Raw genomic sequence first — 17,101 nt, forward strand, 5'->3', positions numbered from 1 at the left:
CCGTCATGGCTCCCGATTCTCGAAGGGCTGACTTTGCCATGGACAACAACGAGGACAAGCTCCGCGACTACCTCAAGCGGGTCACCACGGACCTGCGGCAGACCCGCCGCAGGCTCGCCGAGTTCGAGACCCGCGAACACGAGCCCGTCGCCATCGTGGCCACGGCCTGCCGCATGCCCGGCGGAGCCCGCACCCCCGAGGACCTCTGGAAGCTGGTGACCGAGGGCACCGACACCGTCGCGGCCATGCCCACGGACCGCGGCTGGGACCTCGACGCCCTCTACGACCCGGACCCCGACCGGACCGGCACCAGCTATGTGCGCGAGGGGGCCTTCCTCTACGACGCCGCCGAGTTCGACGCCGCGTTCTTCGGCATCTCGCCGCGCGAGGCCCTCGCCATGGACCCCCAGCAGCGCCTCCTGCTGGAGACCACCTGGGAGGTCTTCGAGCGGGCCGGTATCGACCCGAACACCCTGCGCGGCAGCAGCACCGGCGTCTTCATCGGCTCCAGCAACCAGGGCTACGCCCTCGACGGCAGCAACGCGCCCGACGACGTCGAGGGCCACCTGCTGACCGGCGGCTCCGCCGCCGTCCTCTCCGGCCGGCTCTCCTACAGCTTCGGCCTCGAAGGACCCGCCGTCAGCCTCGACACCATGTGCTCCTCGTCCCTCGTGGCCCTGCACCTCGCCGTGCAGGCCCTGCGCACCGGCGAGTGCTCCATGGCCGTCACCGGCGGCGCCACCGTCATGGCCACCACCCGCAACTTCGTGGAGTTCAGCCGCCAGCGGGGGCTCGCGGTGGACGGCCGGTGCAAGCCGTTCGCGGAGGGCGCGGACGGCACGGGCTGGGGTGAGGGCGTCGGTGTCCTGCTCCTGGAGCGGCTCTCGGACGCGCGCCGCAACAACCACCAGGTGCTGGCCGTGGTCCGCGGTACGGCGATCAACCAGGACGGTGCCTCCAACGGCCTCACCGCCCCCAACGGTCCCTCCCAGCAGCGCGTGATCCGCGCCGCGCTGGCGAACGCGGGCCTGTCGACGACCGACGTGGACGTCATCGAGGCGCACGGCACCGGCACCAAGCTGGGCGACCCGATCGAGGCACAGGCGCTGCTGGCGGTCTACGGCCAGGACCGGCCCGCCGACCGGCCCCTGTGGCTGGGCTCGGTGAAGTCCAACATCGGCCACACCCAGGCCGCCTCGGGCGTCGCCGCCGTGATCAAGACGGTCGAGTCCCTGCGCCACGGCCTCCTCCCCAAGAGCCTGCACGTCGACGAGCCGACCTCCCACGTCGACTGGTCCGCCGGCCCCCTCACGCTCCTGACGGAAGCCGTCGACTGGCCCGAGACCGGCCGGCCCCGCCGCGCCGGCGTCTCCTCCTTCGGCGGCAGCGGCACCAACGCCCACGTCATCATCGAGCAGGCACCGCAGGACGAGGCACCGCAGGAGGCCCCGGCCCAACCCGCCGCCCCGGCCGAACCCGCCGCCCCGGCCGCCCTTCCCTGGCTGCTGTCCGCCCGCTCGGACACGGCCCTCAAGGCCCAGGCCGAACAGTTCGCCGCCCGCATCGAGACCGGCGGCCTGGCCGCCGTCGACGTAGCGCACTCCCTGGCGACCGGGCGCGCCGCACTGGAGGAGCGCGCCGTCGTCGTCGGCACCGACCGCGACGAACTGCTCACCGCCCTGCGGGCCACCGCACACGGCGACCAGCCCGCCACCGTGGCCCGAGGCCTCGCCGAAAACCCCGGCGAGGACATCGACTCGGTGTTCGTGTTTCCGGGGCAGGGGGCGCAGTGGGTGGGGATGGCGGTGGAGTTGCTGGACTCCTCGCCGGTGTTCGCGGCGCGGTTCGGTGAGTGTGCGGTGGCGCTGGACGCTTTTGTGGACTGGTCGTTGGTGGATGTGGTGCGGGGTGTGGAGGGTGCTGCGGGGTTCGAGCGGGTGGATGTGGTGCAGCCGGTGCTGTGGGCGGTGATGGTGTCGCTGGCGGCGTTGTGGGAGTCGTTCGGGGTGCGTCCGGCCGCGGTGGTGGGGCATTCGCAGGGTGAGATCGCCGCTGCGGTGGTGTCCGGTGCGCTGAGCCTGGCGGACGGCGCGCGGGTGGTGGCGTTGCGGAGCCGGGCGATCATCGCTCTGGCGGGGCGTGGCGGGATGGTGTCGGTGGCCCTTCCGCGTGAGCAGGTCCAGGAGCTGATCGGGGGCTGGGACGGCCGGGTGTCGGTCGCCGCCGTGAACGGCCCCACGTCGGTGGTGGTCTCCGGCGACGCGGACGCACTGGATGAACTGATGGAGCTTGCGGGCACGCGGGAGATACGGGTGCGGCGGGTCGAGGTGGATTACGCCTCGCACTCGGCGCATGTGGAGTCGATCCGTGACGAGCTGCTGGAGGTTCTTGGTCCGGTGGTGGCGCGGGTGCCGGTGGTGCCGTTCTTCTCGACGGTGACGGGTGAGTGGGTCGAGTCGGCGGTGACGGATGCCGGGTACTGGTACACCAACCTCCGCCGGACCGTGGAGCTGGAGTCCGCGGTGCGGGAGTTGGTGAGTGCCGGGCATGGCGCGTTCCTGGAGATGAGTCCGCATCCGGTGCTGACGGTCCCGGTCGCGGAGACCGTCGAGGCAGCGGGCGCCGACGTTCTGGTGACGGGCACGCTGCGTCGTGGTCAGGGTGGTCTGGCCCGGTTCTACACGTCGTTGGGTGAGGCGTGGGTGCGGGGTGTGGGCGTGGACTGGAGCCCGGTGTTCGAGGGCCTCGCGCCGCGTCGGGTGGAGTTGCCGACGTATGCCTTCCAGCGGCAGCGTTACTGGCTGGAGTTGCCGAAGACCTCGGCCGGGGTGGTGGATCCGGTGGGGGAGCGGTTCTGGAAGACCGTCGAGGACGGCGACCTGGAAGAGTTCGCCCGCACTCTCGGCCTTAACGACCCGTCGGTGCTGGGCGAGGTGGTCCCGGCCCTGTCGTCCTGGCACCGGGGCCGGCAGGACCGCTCCACACTCGACAGCTGGCGCTACCGCATCACCTGGCGGCCCAAGCCCGCCGCCACGCCTGCCACCGCAGCCCTGGACGGCACCTGGCTCGTGATCGTCCCCGAGACCCACCAGGACGACACGATCGTCCAGGCCGTGTCCCGCCTCCTCGTCGAGGCCGGGGCCGCGACCGTCCCCCTGGTGATGAGCGAGACGGACCTCGACCGGGCCGCCGTCGCGGAACAGCTGACCGACATCGTCGCCGCCGACACCTCCACACCCGTACGCGGAGTGGTGTCCCTCCTCTCCCTCGACGAACGCCCCGCGCCCGGCCACGACGGTCCCACCGTCGGCCTCACCCAGTCGCTCTCCCTCGTCCAGGGTCTCCTCGACGCCGGGACCGACACCCGGCTGTGGCTGCTGACCACCGAGTCGGCCACCACCGGCGTCGGCGGCGACACCGTGCAGCACCCCCTCCAGGCCGCCGTCTGGGGACTCGGCCGGGTCCTCGCCCTCGAACAGCCCAAACTGTGGGGCGGCCTGATCGACCTGCCCGCCCACCTCGACCCGCGCACCGGAGCCGCACTCGTGGCCACCCTCGCCGCCGCAGGCGACGAGGACCAGATCGCGCTGCGCCCCTCCGGCACCTACATCCGCCGCCTGGTCCGCGCCCCGCTGTCCGGCCGCCCCGGTGCCCGGACCTGGCGCACCAGCGGCAGCGCCCTGGTCACCGGCGGCACCGGAGGGCTCGGCGGCCACGCCGCCCGCCTCCTCGCCCGAAACGGCGCCGAACACCTGGTACTCACCAGCCGGCACGGCCTCGACGCCCCCGGCGCCGCCGAACTGCGCGACGAACTCACCGCCCTCGGCTGCCGCGTGACCATCGCCGCCTGCGACGTCGCCGACCGCGACGCCCTGACCCGGCTCGTCCAGCAGGTCGAGGCCGACGGCCCCGCCATCCGCTCCGTCGTGCACACCGCCGGCGTCGGCATGCTGGCGCCGCTCGCCGACACCGACATGGACTTCTTCGCCGAGGGCCTGCGCGCCAAGCTCCTGGGAGCGGCGAACCTCGACGCCGTCTTCGACCACGACCGCCTCGACGCGTTCGTGCTGTACTCCTCGGTCGCGGGCACCTGGGGCAGCGGCGACCACGGCGCCTACTCCGCCTCCAACGCCTACGTCGACGCGCTCGCCGACCACCGCCGCGCCCGCGGCCTGACCGGTACCTCCCTCGCATGGGGCATCTGGAGCCCCGAGGGCGGCGGAATGGCGGTCAACATCGTCCGGGAACAGCTGCGCTGGCGCGGCATCCCCTTCATGGACCCGCAGCTGGCCGTCGACGGACTGCAGCAGGCACTCGACCACGACGACACCTTCCTCGCCGTCGCCGACATCGACTGGGAGCGGTTCGTCCCCGTCTTCACCGCCGCACACCCGCGACCGCTCCTGCACGAGGTGCCGGAGGTCGCCGAGGCGATGAAGGCCGACGAGGCCGTCGCCGGACACGCGGACAGCCGCGCCGACACCCTCCGCGCGGAACTGGCCGGCATGTCCGCCGCCGAGCGCGACCGGGCCCTGTCCGAACTGGTCCGCAGCGAGGTGGCCGGGGTCCTCGGCTTCGCGGACAGCGCGGAGATCGCCGTCACCCGTGCCTTCCGCGACATGGGCTTCGACTCCCTCACCGCGGTCGAACTGCGCAACCGGCTCAACTCCGCCACCGGCCTGGGCCTTCCGGCGACGATCGTCTTCGACCACCCCAACGTGCGCGACCTCGTCCGCCTCCTGCGCACCCGCCTCGCCCCCGAGGACACGGCCGCCGATTCCCTGCCCGCCGCCGTCACCCGCGCGGCCGCCGCGCCCGACGACGAACCCATCGCCATCGTGTCCATGGGCTGCCGCTTCCCCGGCGGCGTCACCTCGCCCGACGAGCTGTGGCGGCTGGTCCAGGACGAGACCGACGCGGTGTCCCTGCTGCCCACCGACCGCGGCTGGGACGTCGACAACCTCTACGACCCCGACCCGGACCGGGCCGGTACGACCTACACCCGCGAAGGCGGCTTCCTGCACGACGCGGCCGACTTCGACGCCGCCTTCTTCGAGATCTCGCCGCGCGAGGCGACCGCCATGGACCCCCAGCAGCGCCTCCTCCTGGAGACCGCCTGGGAGGTCCTGGAGCGGGCCGGCATCGCCCCGGACAGCCTCCACGGCAGCCCCACCGGCGTCTTCGTCGGCGCCTCCCACCAGGGCTACGGCTCCCGCTCCCAGGCACCGGAGGGCTTCGAGGGCCACCTGATCACCGGGACCGTCACCAGCATCGCCTCCGGCCGCATCTCGTACACCCTCGGCCTCGAGGGCCCGGCCGTCACCATGGACACCGGCTGCTCCTCCGCCCTGGTCGCCCTGCACATGGCCGTCCAGTCGCTGCGCTCCGGCGAGTGCTCGCTCGCGCTCACCGGCGGCGCCGCCGTCATGGGCGAGCCCATCGGCCTCGTCGGCTTCAGCCGGCAGCGCGGACTCGCGGCGGACGGCCGCTGCAAGCCCTTCTCCGCCGACGCCGACGGCATGGGCATGGCCGAAGGCGTCGGCATGGTGCTCCTGGAGCGGCTCTCCGACGCACGCCGCCACGGCCACCCGGTGCTGGCCGTGGTCCGCGGTACGGCGATCAACCAGGACGGTGCCTCCAACGGCCTCACCGCCCCCAACGGCCTCTCCCAGCAACGCGTGATCCAAGCCGCACTGGCGAACGCCGGCCTGACGACGGCGGACGTCGACGTCGTCGAGGCACACGGCACCGGCACCAAGCTCGGCGACCCGATCGAGGCACAGGCCCTGCTGGCGACCTACGGCCAGGACCGGCCCGCCGGCCGGCCCCTGTGGCTGGGCTCGGTGAAGTCGAACATCGGCCACGCCCAGGCCGCCTCGGGCATGGCCGGTGTCATCAAGATGGTGCAGGCCATCCGGTACGGCACGATGCCCAAGTCCCTGCACGCCGACGAGGTGTCACCGTTCGTGGACTGGACGGCCGGCGCCGTCGAGGTCCTCTCCCAGGCACGGCCCTGGGACGAACTCGGCCGCCCCCGCCGCGCCGGCGTCTCCTCCTTCGGCGTCAGCGGCACCAACGCCCACATCATCATCGAGCAGCCGGAGCCCGAAGCCGCGCCGCGGCCCGCCCCCACGGCGGACGACCCGGTCCTCCCCTGGCTCGTCACGGCCCGCTCGGACACGGCCCTCAAGGCCCAGGCCGGCCGGCTCGCGTCCGCCATCGAGACCGGCGACCTCGACGCCGTCGACGTCGCCCACTCCCTGGCGACCGGACGCGCCGCACTGGAAGAGCGCGCCGTCGTCGTCGGCACCGACCGCGACCAACTCCTGACCGCCCTCACCTCCCTCACCGACGGCGAGGCGACCCCCGCACTCGTCCGCGGCACCACCCACAACCCCGGCGAGGACACCGACTCGGTGTTCGTGTTTCCGGGGCAGGGGGCGCAGTGGGTGGGGATGGCGGTGGAGTTGCTGGACTCCTCGCCGGTGTTCGCGGCGCGGTTCGGTGAGTGTGCGGCGGCGCTGGACGCTTTTGTGGACTGGTCGTTGGTGGATGTGGTGCGGGGTGTGGAGGGTGCTGCGGGGTTCGAGCGGGTGGATGTGGTGCAGCCGGTGCTGTGGGCGGTGATGGTGTCGCTGGCGGCGTTGTGGGAGTCGTTCGGGGTGCGTCCGGCCGCGGTGGTGGGGCACTCGCAGGGTGAGATCGCCGCCGCGGTGGTCTCCGGTGCGCTGAGCCTGGCGGACGGCGCCCGGGTGGTGGCGTTGCGGAGCCGGGCGATCATCGCTCTGGCGGGGCGTGGCGGGATGGTGTCGGTGGCCCTTCCGCGTGAGCAGGTCCAGGAGCTGATCGCGGGCTGGGACGGCCGGGTGTCGGTCGCCGCCGTGAACGGCCCCACGTCGGTGGTGGTCTCCGGCGACGCGGACGCACTCGATGAACTGATGGACCTTGCGGGCACGCGGGAGATACGGGTGCGGCGGGTCGAGGTGGATTACGCCTCGCACTCGGCGCATGTGGAGTCGATCCGTGACGAGCTGCTGGAGGTTCTTGGTCCGGTGGTGGCGCGGGTGCCGGTGGTGCCGTTCTTCTCGACGGTGACGGGTGAGTGGGTCGAGTCGGCGGTGACGGATGCCGGGTACTGGTACACCAACCTCCGCCGGACCGTGGAGCTGGAGTCCGCGGTGCGGGAGTTGGTGAGTGCCGGGCATGGCGCGTTCCTGGAGATGAGTCCGCATCCGGTGCTGACGGTCCCGGTCGCGGAGACCGTCGAAGCAGCGGGCGGCGAGGCTCTGGTGACGGGCACGCTGCGTCGTGGTCAGGGGGGTCTGGCCCGGTTCTACACGTCGTTGGGTGAGGCGTGGGTGCGGGGTGTGGGCGTGGACTGGAGCCCGGTGTTCGAGGGCCTCGCGCCGCGTCGGGTGGAGTTGCCGACGTATGCCTTCCAGCGCCGGCGCTACTGGCTGGAGTTGCCCGAACAAGCCGGACCCCTCGCCGATCCCATCACGTTCGGCGGCATCGACCTGGCCGACGACAGCTTCTGGGCGTCGGTCGAGGACGGCGACGTCGAAACCCTCGCCCAGACCCTCGGCCTCGACGACGCACAGTCCCTGGGAGAAGTCGTCCCGGCCCTGTCGTCCTGGCGCCGCAGCCGGCAGGAACTCTCCACACTGGACAGCTGGCGCTACCGCATCACCTGGCGGCCCAAGCCCGAACGGGGCACGTTTGCCGCGGCACTCGACGGCACCTGGCTCCTCGTCGTCCCCGAGGAACACCAGGACAGCGAACTCGTACGCGGCGTGACGAAGGCGGTGGGGGAGCGGGCCGCCGGCCTGCGCACCCTCGTCATCGGCGCCCGCGAGGCCGAACGCGAGCGCCTCGCCGACCTCCTGCGGGAGGAGGCCGCCCACCAGCCCGTACGCGGTGTCCTGTCCCTGCTGGCTCTCGACGAACGCCCCTGGGCCGACGAGAGCGTCCTGCCCACCGGCCTCGTCCTGATGACCACCCTGCTCCAGGCGCTCGGCGACGCGTCACTCGACGCGCCCCTGTGGTGCGCCACCCGCGGCGCGGTCTCCGTACACCGCAACGACCGGCTGGAGAACCCGCTGCAGGCCATGAGCTGGGGCCTGGGCCGGATCGCCTCGCTGGAGTACCCGCAGCGCTGGGGCGGCCTGATCGACCTGCCCGAGACCGTGGACGAGCGGGCCGGCCGCCGCCTGGCCGCCGCCCTGTCCGGACACCTCGACGAGGACCACATCGCCCTGCGCCCCTCGGGCCTGTTCGCCCGCAGGCTCGTCCGGGCCGGCGACGGCCCGCGCCCGGGCGGACCGGCCTGGACACCCAGCGGCACCGTCCTGGTCACCGGAGCCACCGGCGGCCTCGGCCGGCACATCTCCCGCTGGCTGGCCCGCAGCGGAGCCGAGCACCTGGTGCTGGTCAGCCGCCGCGGCCCCGAAGCCCCCGGCGCCGCCGAACTCGTCGCCGAACTCGCCGAGCTGGGCACCCCGGCCAGCGTCGTCGCCTGCGACGTCGCCGACCGCGAGGCCGTCTGCCGACTCGTCGACGACCTGCCCGGCGGCGGCACCCTGACCGCCGTCGTCCACACCGCCGGCATCATCGACGACGGTGTCATCGACGCACTCACCCCGCAGCGCGCCTACGGCGTCCTGCGGCCCAAGGCGGACGCCGCGCTGGCCCTGCACGAGGCGACCCGTCACCTCGACCTCTCCGCGTTCGTCCTGTTCTCCTCCATGGCCGGCACGCTCGGCGGATCCGGCCAGGGCAGCTACGCCGCCGCCAACGCCTTCCTCGACGCCTTCGCCGCCCGGCGGCGCGCCGACGGCCTGCCGACGACCTCCGTGGCCTGGGGCACCTGGGCCGGGGGCGGCATGGTCAGCGAGGAGGCCGCCGAGCGGCTGCGCCGCGACGGCGTGCCGCCCATGGACCCGGAGCTGGCGGTGTCCGCCCTCCAAAAGGCCCTCGACCAGGACGAGGAGTTCCTCGTCGTCGCCGACGTCGACTGGAAACTGATCACCGCCCGCGCCTTCGCCGCGCTGCGCGAGTTCCCCGAGGCCCGCAGGGCCGCCGCCGCCGGCGAGCACGCCGAGAAGGACACCACGGCCAAGGACGGGCCGCCGCTGGTGGCACGGCTGCGCGGACTGGCCCCGGCCGAACGCCGCGCGGCACTCCTGCTGGAGGTCCGCCGGCAGGCCGCGGCCGTCCTCGGCCACACCGACCTCGAAGCCGTGCCCGAGGACCGGGCCATCCACGGCCTCGACTCGCTGACCGCCGTCGAACTGCGCAACCGCTTCGCCGAGGCGACCGGGCTGCGCCTGCCGGTCACCATGGCCTTCGACCACCCCTCGGCCGCGGCACTCACCGCCTACCTCGACGCGGAACTGTTCGGCGACGACAGCGCCGCCGCGGCGGACGGTCTGCCCGCCCTCCCGCACACCGCCGTCGACGACGACCCCATCGTCATCGTCGGCATGGGCTGCCGCTTCCCCGGCGGCGTCCGCTCGCCCGAGGAACTGTGGCGCCTGGTCGCCGACGGCACGGACGCCATCGCACCGTTCCCCGACAACCGCGGCTGGGACGTGGAGAGCCTCTACGACCCCGACCCCGACAAGCCCGGCCACTCCTACGCCCGCCACGGCGGATTCCTCTACGACGCCGACCAGTTCGACCCCGCCTTCTTCGGGATCTCACCCCGTGAGGCCGTCGCCGTCGACCCGCAGCACCGGCTGCTGCTGGAGACGTCGTGGGAGGCCTTCGAACGGGCCGGGATCGACCCCGCACGCGTCCGCGGCACCCAGGCCGGCGTCTTCATCGGCTCCAACTACAACGACTACGGCAGCCGGGCCCGCCGGGCACCCGACGGCCTGGAAGGATATCTGGCCACGGGCAGCGCGAGCAGCGTCGCCTCCGGCCGCATCGCCTACACCTTCGGACTGGAAGGCCCGGCGGTCACCGTCGACACCGCCTGCTCCTCCTCGCTGGTCGCCCTGCACCTCGCCGTGCAGGCACTGCGCTCGGGGGAGTGCGAGCTCGCCCTCGCGGGCGGCGTCACCGTGATCTCCACACCGGACACCTTCATCGAGTTCAGCCGGCAGCGCGCCCTGTCGCCCGACGGCCGCTGCAAGGCGTTCTCCGCCGACGCGGACGGCGCGGGCTGGGCCGAGGGCGTCGGCCTGCTGCTCCTGGAGCGCCTGTCCGACGCGCGCCGAGGCGGCCACACCGTCCTGGCGACCATCGCCGGCACGGCCGTCAACCAGGACGGCGCCTCCAACGGGCTCACCGCCCCCAACGGGCCCGCGCAGCAGCGGGTCATCCGCCAGGCCCTCGCCTCCGCGGGCCTTACCCCGTCCGAGGTGGACGCCGTCGAGGCGCACGGCACCGGCACCAGGCTCGGCGACCCGATCGAGGCGCAGGCGCTGCTGGCGGTCTACGGGCAGGACCGGCCCGCCGAGCGGCCGCTGTGGCTGGGCGCGCTGAAGTCCAACATCGGCCACACCCAGGCCGCTTCGGGTGTCGCCGGCATCATCAAAATGGTGATGGCGATGCGGCACGGCGTCCTGCCCCGCACCCTGCACGCCGAGAACCCCTCACCGCACATCGACTGGTCCTCGGGCGCGGTACGCCTGCTCGACCAGGAGCGCGCATGGGCCCCGGGCGAGGGTCCGCGCCGCGCCGGCGTCTCCGCCTTCGGCGTCAGCGGCACCAACGCCCACGTCATCCTCCAGGAACCCGAACCCCAGCCCGCGCCCGCGCCCGAGTCCGCGCCCGAGTCAGGGGCCGGGTCCGGGTCCGGGTCCGGGCGTGTCGCCGGGACCGCGGCCCTGCCCGCGGGCAGGCTGCCGTCCGCCGGGAACGACGCGGACGCGGCGGACACCCCGGCCGCACCGGCCTCCGCCTCCGCCTCCGCCTCCGCCTCCGCCGCGCCCGTCGTCCCGTGGCTGCTGTCGGCCCGCGGCACGGCCGCCCTGCGCGAACAGGCGGCACGCCTGCTCGGCCACCTCGCCCCGCCCCACAGTGCGAGCCCGGCCGACATCGCCCTGTCCCTGGCCACCTCACGGGCCGCGTTCGAGGACCGCGCCGCCATCGTCGCCGGCGACCTCGGCTCCTTCACCGAGGCCCTGACCGCACTCGCCGAGGGCCGGCAGCACCCGCGCCTGACGGTGGAGCGGGCACGCTCCGGCAAGGTGGCGTTCCTCTTCTCCGGACAGGGCGCCCAGCAGCCCGAGACCGGACGCAGGCTCTACGCCGCGCACGACGCGTTCGCCGACGCCCTCGACGCGGTCTGCGCACACATGGACACCCACCTCGAACGCCCCCTGCGCGACGTCCTGTTCGCACCGGCCGGCACCCCCGAGGCCGCACTCCTCGACCAGACCGCCTACACCCAGGCAGGCCTGTTCGCCGTCGAGGTCGCCCTGTTCCGGCTCGTGGAGAGTCTGGGTCTGAAGCCCGACGCCGTCCTTGGCCACTCCGCCGGCGAGATCGCCGCCGCACACGTCGCCGGGATGCTCTCCCTTCAGGACGCCTGCCTGCTGGTCGCCACCCGCGGCCGGCTCATGCAGGCCCTCCCGGCGGGCGGCGCCATGATCTCCGTACAGGCATCCGAGGAAGAGGTGCTGGCGCTGCTCGCCGGCCACGAGGGCAAGGCCGCGATCGCCGCCCTCAACGGCCCCCTGGCGACCGTCGTCTCCGGCGACCAGGACGCGGTGACCGCCGTCGCCGACGCACTGGCCGCCCAGGGCCGCAAGACCCGGCGCCTGAACGTCAGCCACGCCTTCCACTCGCCCCGCATGGACGCCATGCTCGACGAATTCGCCGCGCTCACCGCACACCTCGACCACCGCCCGCCCACCCTGCCCGTCGTCTCCGCCGTCACCGGCCGCCCCCTGGGCGAGCACGAGACCGAGCCCGCCCACTGGGTGCGCCAGGTCCGCGAAGCCGTCCGCTTCCACGACGGCGTACGCACCCTGGAGGACCAGGGCATCACCACCTACGTCGAGATCGGCCCCGGCGGCGTACTGACCGCGATGGCCGGCGACTGCGTCACCGGCGAGGCCGCCCTCGTCCCGCTGCTGCGCCGCGACACCGACGAGACCGAATCCCTCACCACCGCACTCGCCCGGCTGCACACCCGCGGCCACGCGCCCGACTGGGCCGCGCTGCTCGCCCCGCTGGGCGCACGCCGCACCGACCTGCCGACCTACCCCTTCCAACGCAGCCGGTACTGGCTGGAGGCCACCACCGGCACCCGCGACGTCGCCCGCGCCGGACTGGAGGCGGCAGGGCACCCGCTGCTCGACATCGCCGTACCGCTGGCCGGCTCGGACGGGGTGCTGCTCACCGGCACCGTGTCCGTGGAACGCCAGCCCTGGCTGCGCGACCACGCACTCGGCGACGTGGTCCTCTTCCCGGGCACCGCGTTCCTCGAACTCGCCCTCCAGGCCTGCGAACGGGCCGGCGCGGCACAGATCGCCGACCTCACCCTGCAGGCGCCGCTCGTCCTGCCGGCCACCGGGGCCGTCCAGCTCCAGGTCACCGTCGCCCCCTCCGACGGCTCCGGCACCCGCACCCTGAGCGTGCACGCACGGCCCGGCGGCGCGGACGACGCGACGGCCCGGCCCTGGGTCCGGCACGCCGAGGGCACGCTCAGCGACGAGAACCCCGGCCGGCCCGGCCACCTCGATACGGCTGTGTGGCCGCCGGCCGGCGCCGAACCGCTCGACGTGTCCGGGCTGTACACCCGCATCGCCGAGAACGGCTTCGCCTACGGCCCCGCCTTCCGCGGCCTGCGCGCCGCCTGGCGCCTGGGCGAGGAGGTGTACGCGGAGATCGTCCCGCAGGACGGCGCACCTCTGGAGCGCGCCGAGGACTTCACCGTCCACCCCGCGCTCCTGGACGCCGCCCTGCACACCGTGGCACTCGCCGCCGACGCCGAGGGGCCCACGCTCCTGCCGTTCACCTTCACCGGCGTGTCGGTGACCGCGGCCGGGCCCGCCGCGCTGCGCGTGCGCCTCGCCCCGCAGGGCGAGCACCGGTACGCGGTCCAGGTCGCCGACGCCACGGGTGCACCCGTCGCCGAGGTCGCCGGACTCGTCCTGCGCCCCCTCGACAGCAGCCGGCTCACACCGTCCGCCGGCGCGGGCGACCTCTACCGCGTGCGGTGGGTGCCCGCCGAGACGCACTCCGCCACCGCCCCGGCAGCGGTCCTGGCCGGCGCCGGCGACACCCTGGCAGCCTGGGCCGACGCCCATGCCGGCCGGGTGACCCGCCACGACAGCCTCGAGGCCCTGCGCGCCGCCGTCGCCGCCGGCCTGCCGATGCCGCAGACGGTGGTGGCCGCCCTGCCCGCGACCGCTGATGCCGCCGACCGCGCCGACGCCGTCCGGCAGACCACCCACCGGGCCCTCGAACTGGCCGGCGCCTGGCTGCGGGAGGAGATATTCGCCCCGGCACGGCTGGTGTTCGCCACCCGCCACGCCGTGGCCACCACCGCGGCCGACGCCGCGGCCACCGACCCGGCGCAGGCCGCCGTATGGGGCCTGATCCGCGCCGCCAAGGCCGAGAACCCGGGCCGCTTCGGCCTCCTCGACCACGACGGCTCTGCCGCCTGTCTCGACCTGCTGCCCGCGGCCTTGGCCGGCGGCGAACCGGAGACGGCCCTGCGCGGCACTGCCGCACTCGCCCCGCGCCTGACCCGCGCCCAGGACGTGCCCGCCCAGAACGTCACCGGCCTCGCCGGCTGGGGCACGGTCCTGCTCACCGGGGCGTCCGGAGTGCTCGCCCGGCAGGTGGCCCGCCACCTCGTCACCGCGCACGAGGTCCGCTCCCTGCTCCTGGTCAGCCGCCGCGGAGCCGACGCCGAGGGCATGGACGCACTCACCGAGGAACTGCGCGGCCACGGCGCCGAGGTGACTCTCGCCGCCTGCGACGTCGCCGACCGCGACGCCCTCGCCGCACTCCTCGCCGCCGTCCCCGCCGACCGCCCGCTGACCGCCGTCGTGCACACCGCCGGTGTCCTCGACGACGGCATCGTCGAAGCACTCACCCCCGAGCGGCTGGACACCGTACTGCGGGCCAAGGCCGACGCCGCCCTGCACCTCGACGAACTCACCCGCGACAGCGGCCTCGTCGCGTTCGTCCTGTTCTCCTCGCTCGCCGGCACCTTCGGCGGCGTCGGACAGGGCAACTACTCGGCGGCCAACGCCTTCCTCGACGCCCTCGCCGCCCGGCGCAGCGCCGAGGGACGCCCGGCACAGTCCCTGGCCTGGGGGCTGTGGGCCGAACGCAGCGGCATGACCGGCAAGCTCGGCGAGGCCGATCTGCGCCGCGTCGAACGCGGCGGCGTCCAGCCCATGGACAGCCCCGACGCCCTCGCCCTGCTGGATGCCGCCCTGCGCGCACCGGACGCCTTCCTCGCCCCGGCCGCCCTCGACCCGGCCGCCCTGCGCGCCCTGGGTGCAGAGGTGCCGCACCTGCTGCGCGACCTCCTCACCCCCCGCACCCCGCGGGTGGCCCGCGCCGGCCACCCGGCCGCCGCCGGCACGGCACCGGAATCCGGCGACGGCCTGCGCGAGCGCCTCGCGGCCCTGCCGGAACACGAGCACAGCAACGCCGTCCTGGACACGGTGCTCGCCCAGGCGGCCCTCGTCCTGGGCTACGACACGCCCGACACCATCGACCCCGAACAGGGCTTCCTGCAACTGGGCTACGACTCCCTGACCGCCGTCGAACTGCGCAACCGGCTCGGCTCCCTCACCGGCGTCCGGCTCCCGGCCACCCTGCTGTTCGACTACCCGACCCCCACCGGACTCGCCGACCACCTGCTGACCAAGATGGCCCCCGCCCCCGCCCCCGCACCCGGCACAACCCCGGCCGCCGGCGGCTCCGTGCTGGAGCGACTCGACCAGATGGAAGGAGAGTTCCCGCAGCTGCCGGCCGACGCCGCACTGCACGACGGACTCCGCAGCCGGCTCCAGCGGCTGCTCGACCAGCTCGACGCCGCCGCACCCTCCGTACGGGAGGCGGCGGGCGCCGGCCACCCCGACGAGGTGTCGGACGACGAACTGCGCCGGTTCCTGGAGAGCGAACTCGGCGGCGCCTGACCGGTGGGCGGCCGGCGCCACGGACACCGGCCGCCCGCCCCCGACACTTCACCCCCCGACCCCCCCCGGGGCGGCCGTCCTTCCGGGCGGCCGCCCCACCCCACACGGCCGAGTGGACGCCCCGGCGGCCACCGGCCGGCCAACCCTCGTCACCTGGATGGAACTGTGAAGGCTCTCGTGCTCGCGGGGGGATCCGGTACGCGACTGCGGCCGATCACCCACACGTCCAGCAAGCAACTGGTCCCGGTCGCCAACAAACCGATCCTCTTCTACGGCCTCGAAGCCATCGCCGCAGCCGGCATCACCGACGTCGGCATCATCGTCGGAGACACCGCCGAGGAGATCAGGGCCGCCGTCGGCGACGGCTCCGCCTTCGGCCTGGACGTCACCTACATCCCGCAGAGCGAACCCCTCGGGCTCGCCCACGCCGTCCTCATCGCCCGGCCCTTCCTCGGCGACGACGACTTCGTCATGTACCTCGGCGACAACTTCGTCCTCGACGGGATCACCGACGTCGTCGACGAGTTCCGCAAGGACCGCTGCGACGCACAGATCCTGCTCACCCGCGTCCCCGACCCCACCGCCTTCGGCGTCGCCGTCATCGACGACCGCGGCAACGTCCTCGATCTGGAGGAGAAGCCCGAACACCCCAGGAGCGACCTCGCCGTCGCCGGCGTCTACCTCTTCACCCCCCGCGTCCACGACGCCGTCCGCGCCATCACCCCCTCCCCGCGCGGCGAACTGGAGATCACCGACGCCCTCCGGTGGCTGATCGGCCAGCGGCTCACCGTCCGCTCCACCGTCATCACCGGCTACTGGAAGGACACCGGCAACGTCACCGACATGCTGGAGGTCAACCGCACCCTCCTGGAACGCCTGGAGACCCGCATCGACGGCTACGTCGACGAGAGCAGCGAGATCATCGGACGCGTCCGCATCGAGGCCGGCACCGAGGTCCGCGGCTCGCGCATCGTCGGCCCCGCCGTCATCGGCGCCGGCAGCGTCATCACCGACTCCTACATCGGCCCCTCCACCTCCGTCGCCGAGAACTGCCGCATCACCGGCAGCGAGATCGAGTTCTCCATCGTGCTGCGGGACTCCACCTTCGACCGCATCCGCCGCGTCGAAGCCTCCCTCATCGGCCGCAACGTCCAGGTGACCCTCGCACCACGGCTGCCCGCCACCCACCGGTTCGTCATCGGCGACCACGGCCGCGTACAGATCTCCTCATGACCCCCGTCCGGCTGCTCGTGGTGACCGCCGTCACCGCGGAACGCGAGGCCGCCGCCCGGGGCCTGGACCCCGCCGCGGCCCCCACCGAACACGCCCTGCCCGGCCACCTCGTGCGGCGCACCGGCGACGGCTTCGCCCCCGGCCCGCTGCGCGCCGACCTGCTCGCCGCGGGCGTCGGCCCGGCCGCCGCCGCGGCCGCCACCGGCGCCGCCCTCACCGCCGCGGCCCTGCGGGAGGATCCCTACCACCTCGTCGTCGCCGCCGGCATCGGCGGCGGCTTCGGACCGCACACACCCGTCGGTGCCGTCGTCGTCGCCGACCGCATCGTCGCCGCCGACCTCGGCGCCGACTCCCCGGAGGGCTTCCTGCCCCTCGACACCCTCGGCTTCGGCAGGACCGTCCACCACAGCCCGCCCCGCCTCGCCACGGCCGTGGCCAGCGCCCTCGGCGCCGCCCACGCACCCGTCCTCACCGTCTCCACCGCCACCGGCACCGCCGAACGCGCCCGCACCCTAGCCCACGCCCACCCCGACGCCCGGGCCGAGGCCATGGAGGGCTTCGGCGTCGCCGAGGCCGCCGCCGCCCACGACACCCCCGTACTGGAGATCCGCACCGTCTCCAACACCGTCGGCCCCCGCGACCGCTCGGCCTGGCGCATCGGCGAGGCACTCACCGCACTCCAGGAGGCCTTCGCCGCCCTGCGCACCGTCCTGGAGAAGGGCGCCCCACCGCCGTACAACTGAGGCCCCGCCACC

3 protein-coding genes are annotated in these 17,101 nt (G+C 74.2%); all 3 read left to right on the forward strand.

Annotated elements, in window-relative coordinates; all coding sequences use genetic code 11:
- Positions 1–38: 38 nt before the first annotated feature.
- The 3 genes from OG747_RS46545 to OG747_RS46555 all read left to right on the forward strand — a co-directional run bounded on the left by OG747_RS46545 (position 39) and on the right by OG747_RS46555 (position 17,089).
- Positions 39–15,113: a type I polyketide synthase gene (locus OG747_RS46545; protein ID WP_405876762.1), complete on the forward strand. Its 15,075-nt coding sequence runs from the start codon at positions 39–41 to the stop codon at positions 15,111–15,113.
- A gap of 165 nt (positions 15,114–15,278) precedes the next feature.
- Positions 15,279–16,346, forward strand: coding sequence for a glucose-1-phosphate thymidylyltransferase (locus OG747_RS46550; RefSeq protein WP_405876760.1), 1,068 nt, complete (start codon positions 15,279–15,281; stop codon positions 16,344–16,346).
- Entirely contained in the window at positions 16,343–17,089 is a 747-nt protein-coding gene (locus OG747_RS46555; RefSeq protein ID WP_405876758.1) for a futalosine hydrolase, read from the forward strand. Before OG747_RS46550 ends, OG747_RS46555 begins: the two co-directional genes overlap by 4 nt.
- Positions 17,090–17,101 lie beyond the last annotated feature (12 nt).

It is taken from the genome of Streptomyces sp. NBC_01384 (assembly GCF_045040035.1).
Taxonomy (GTDB): Bacteria; Actinomycetota; Actinomycetes; order Streptomycetales; family Streptomycetaceae; genus Streptomyces.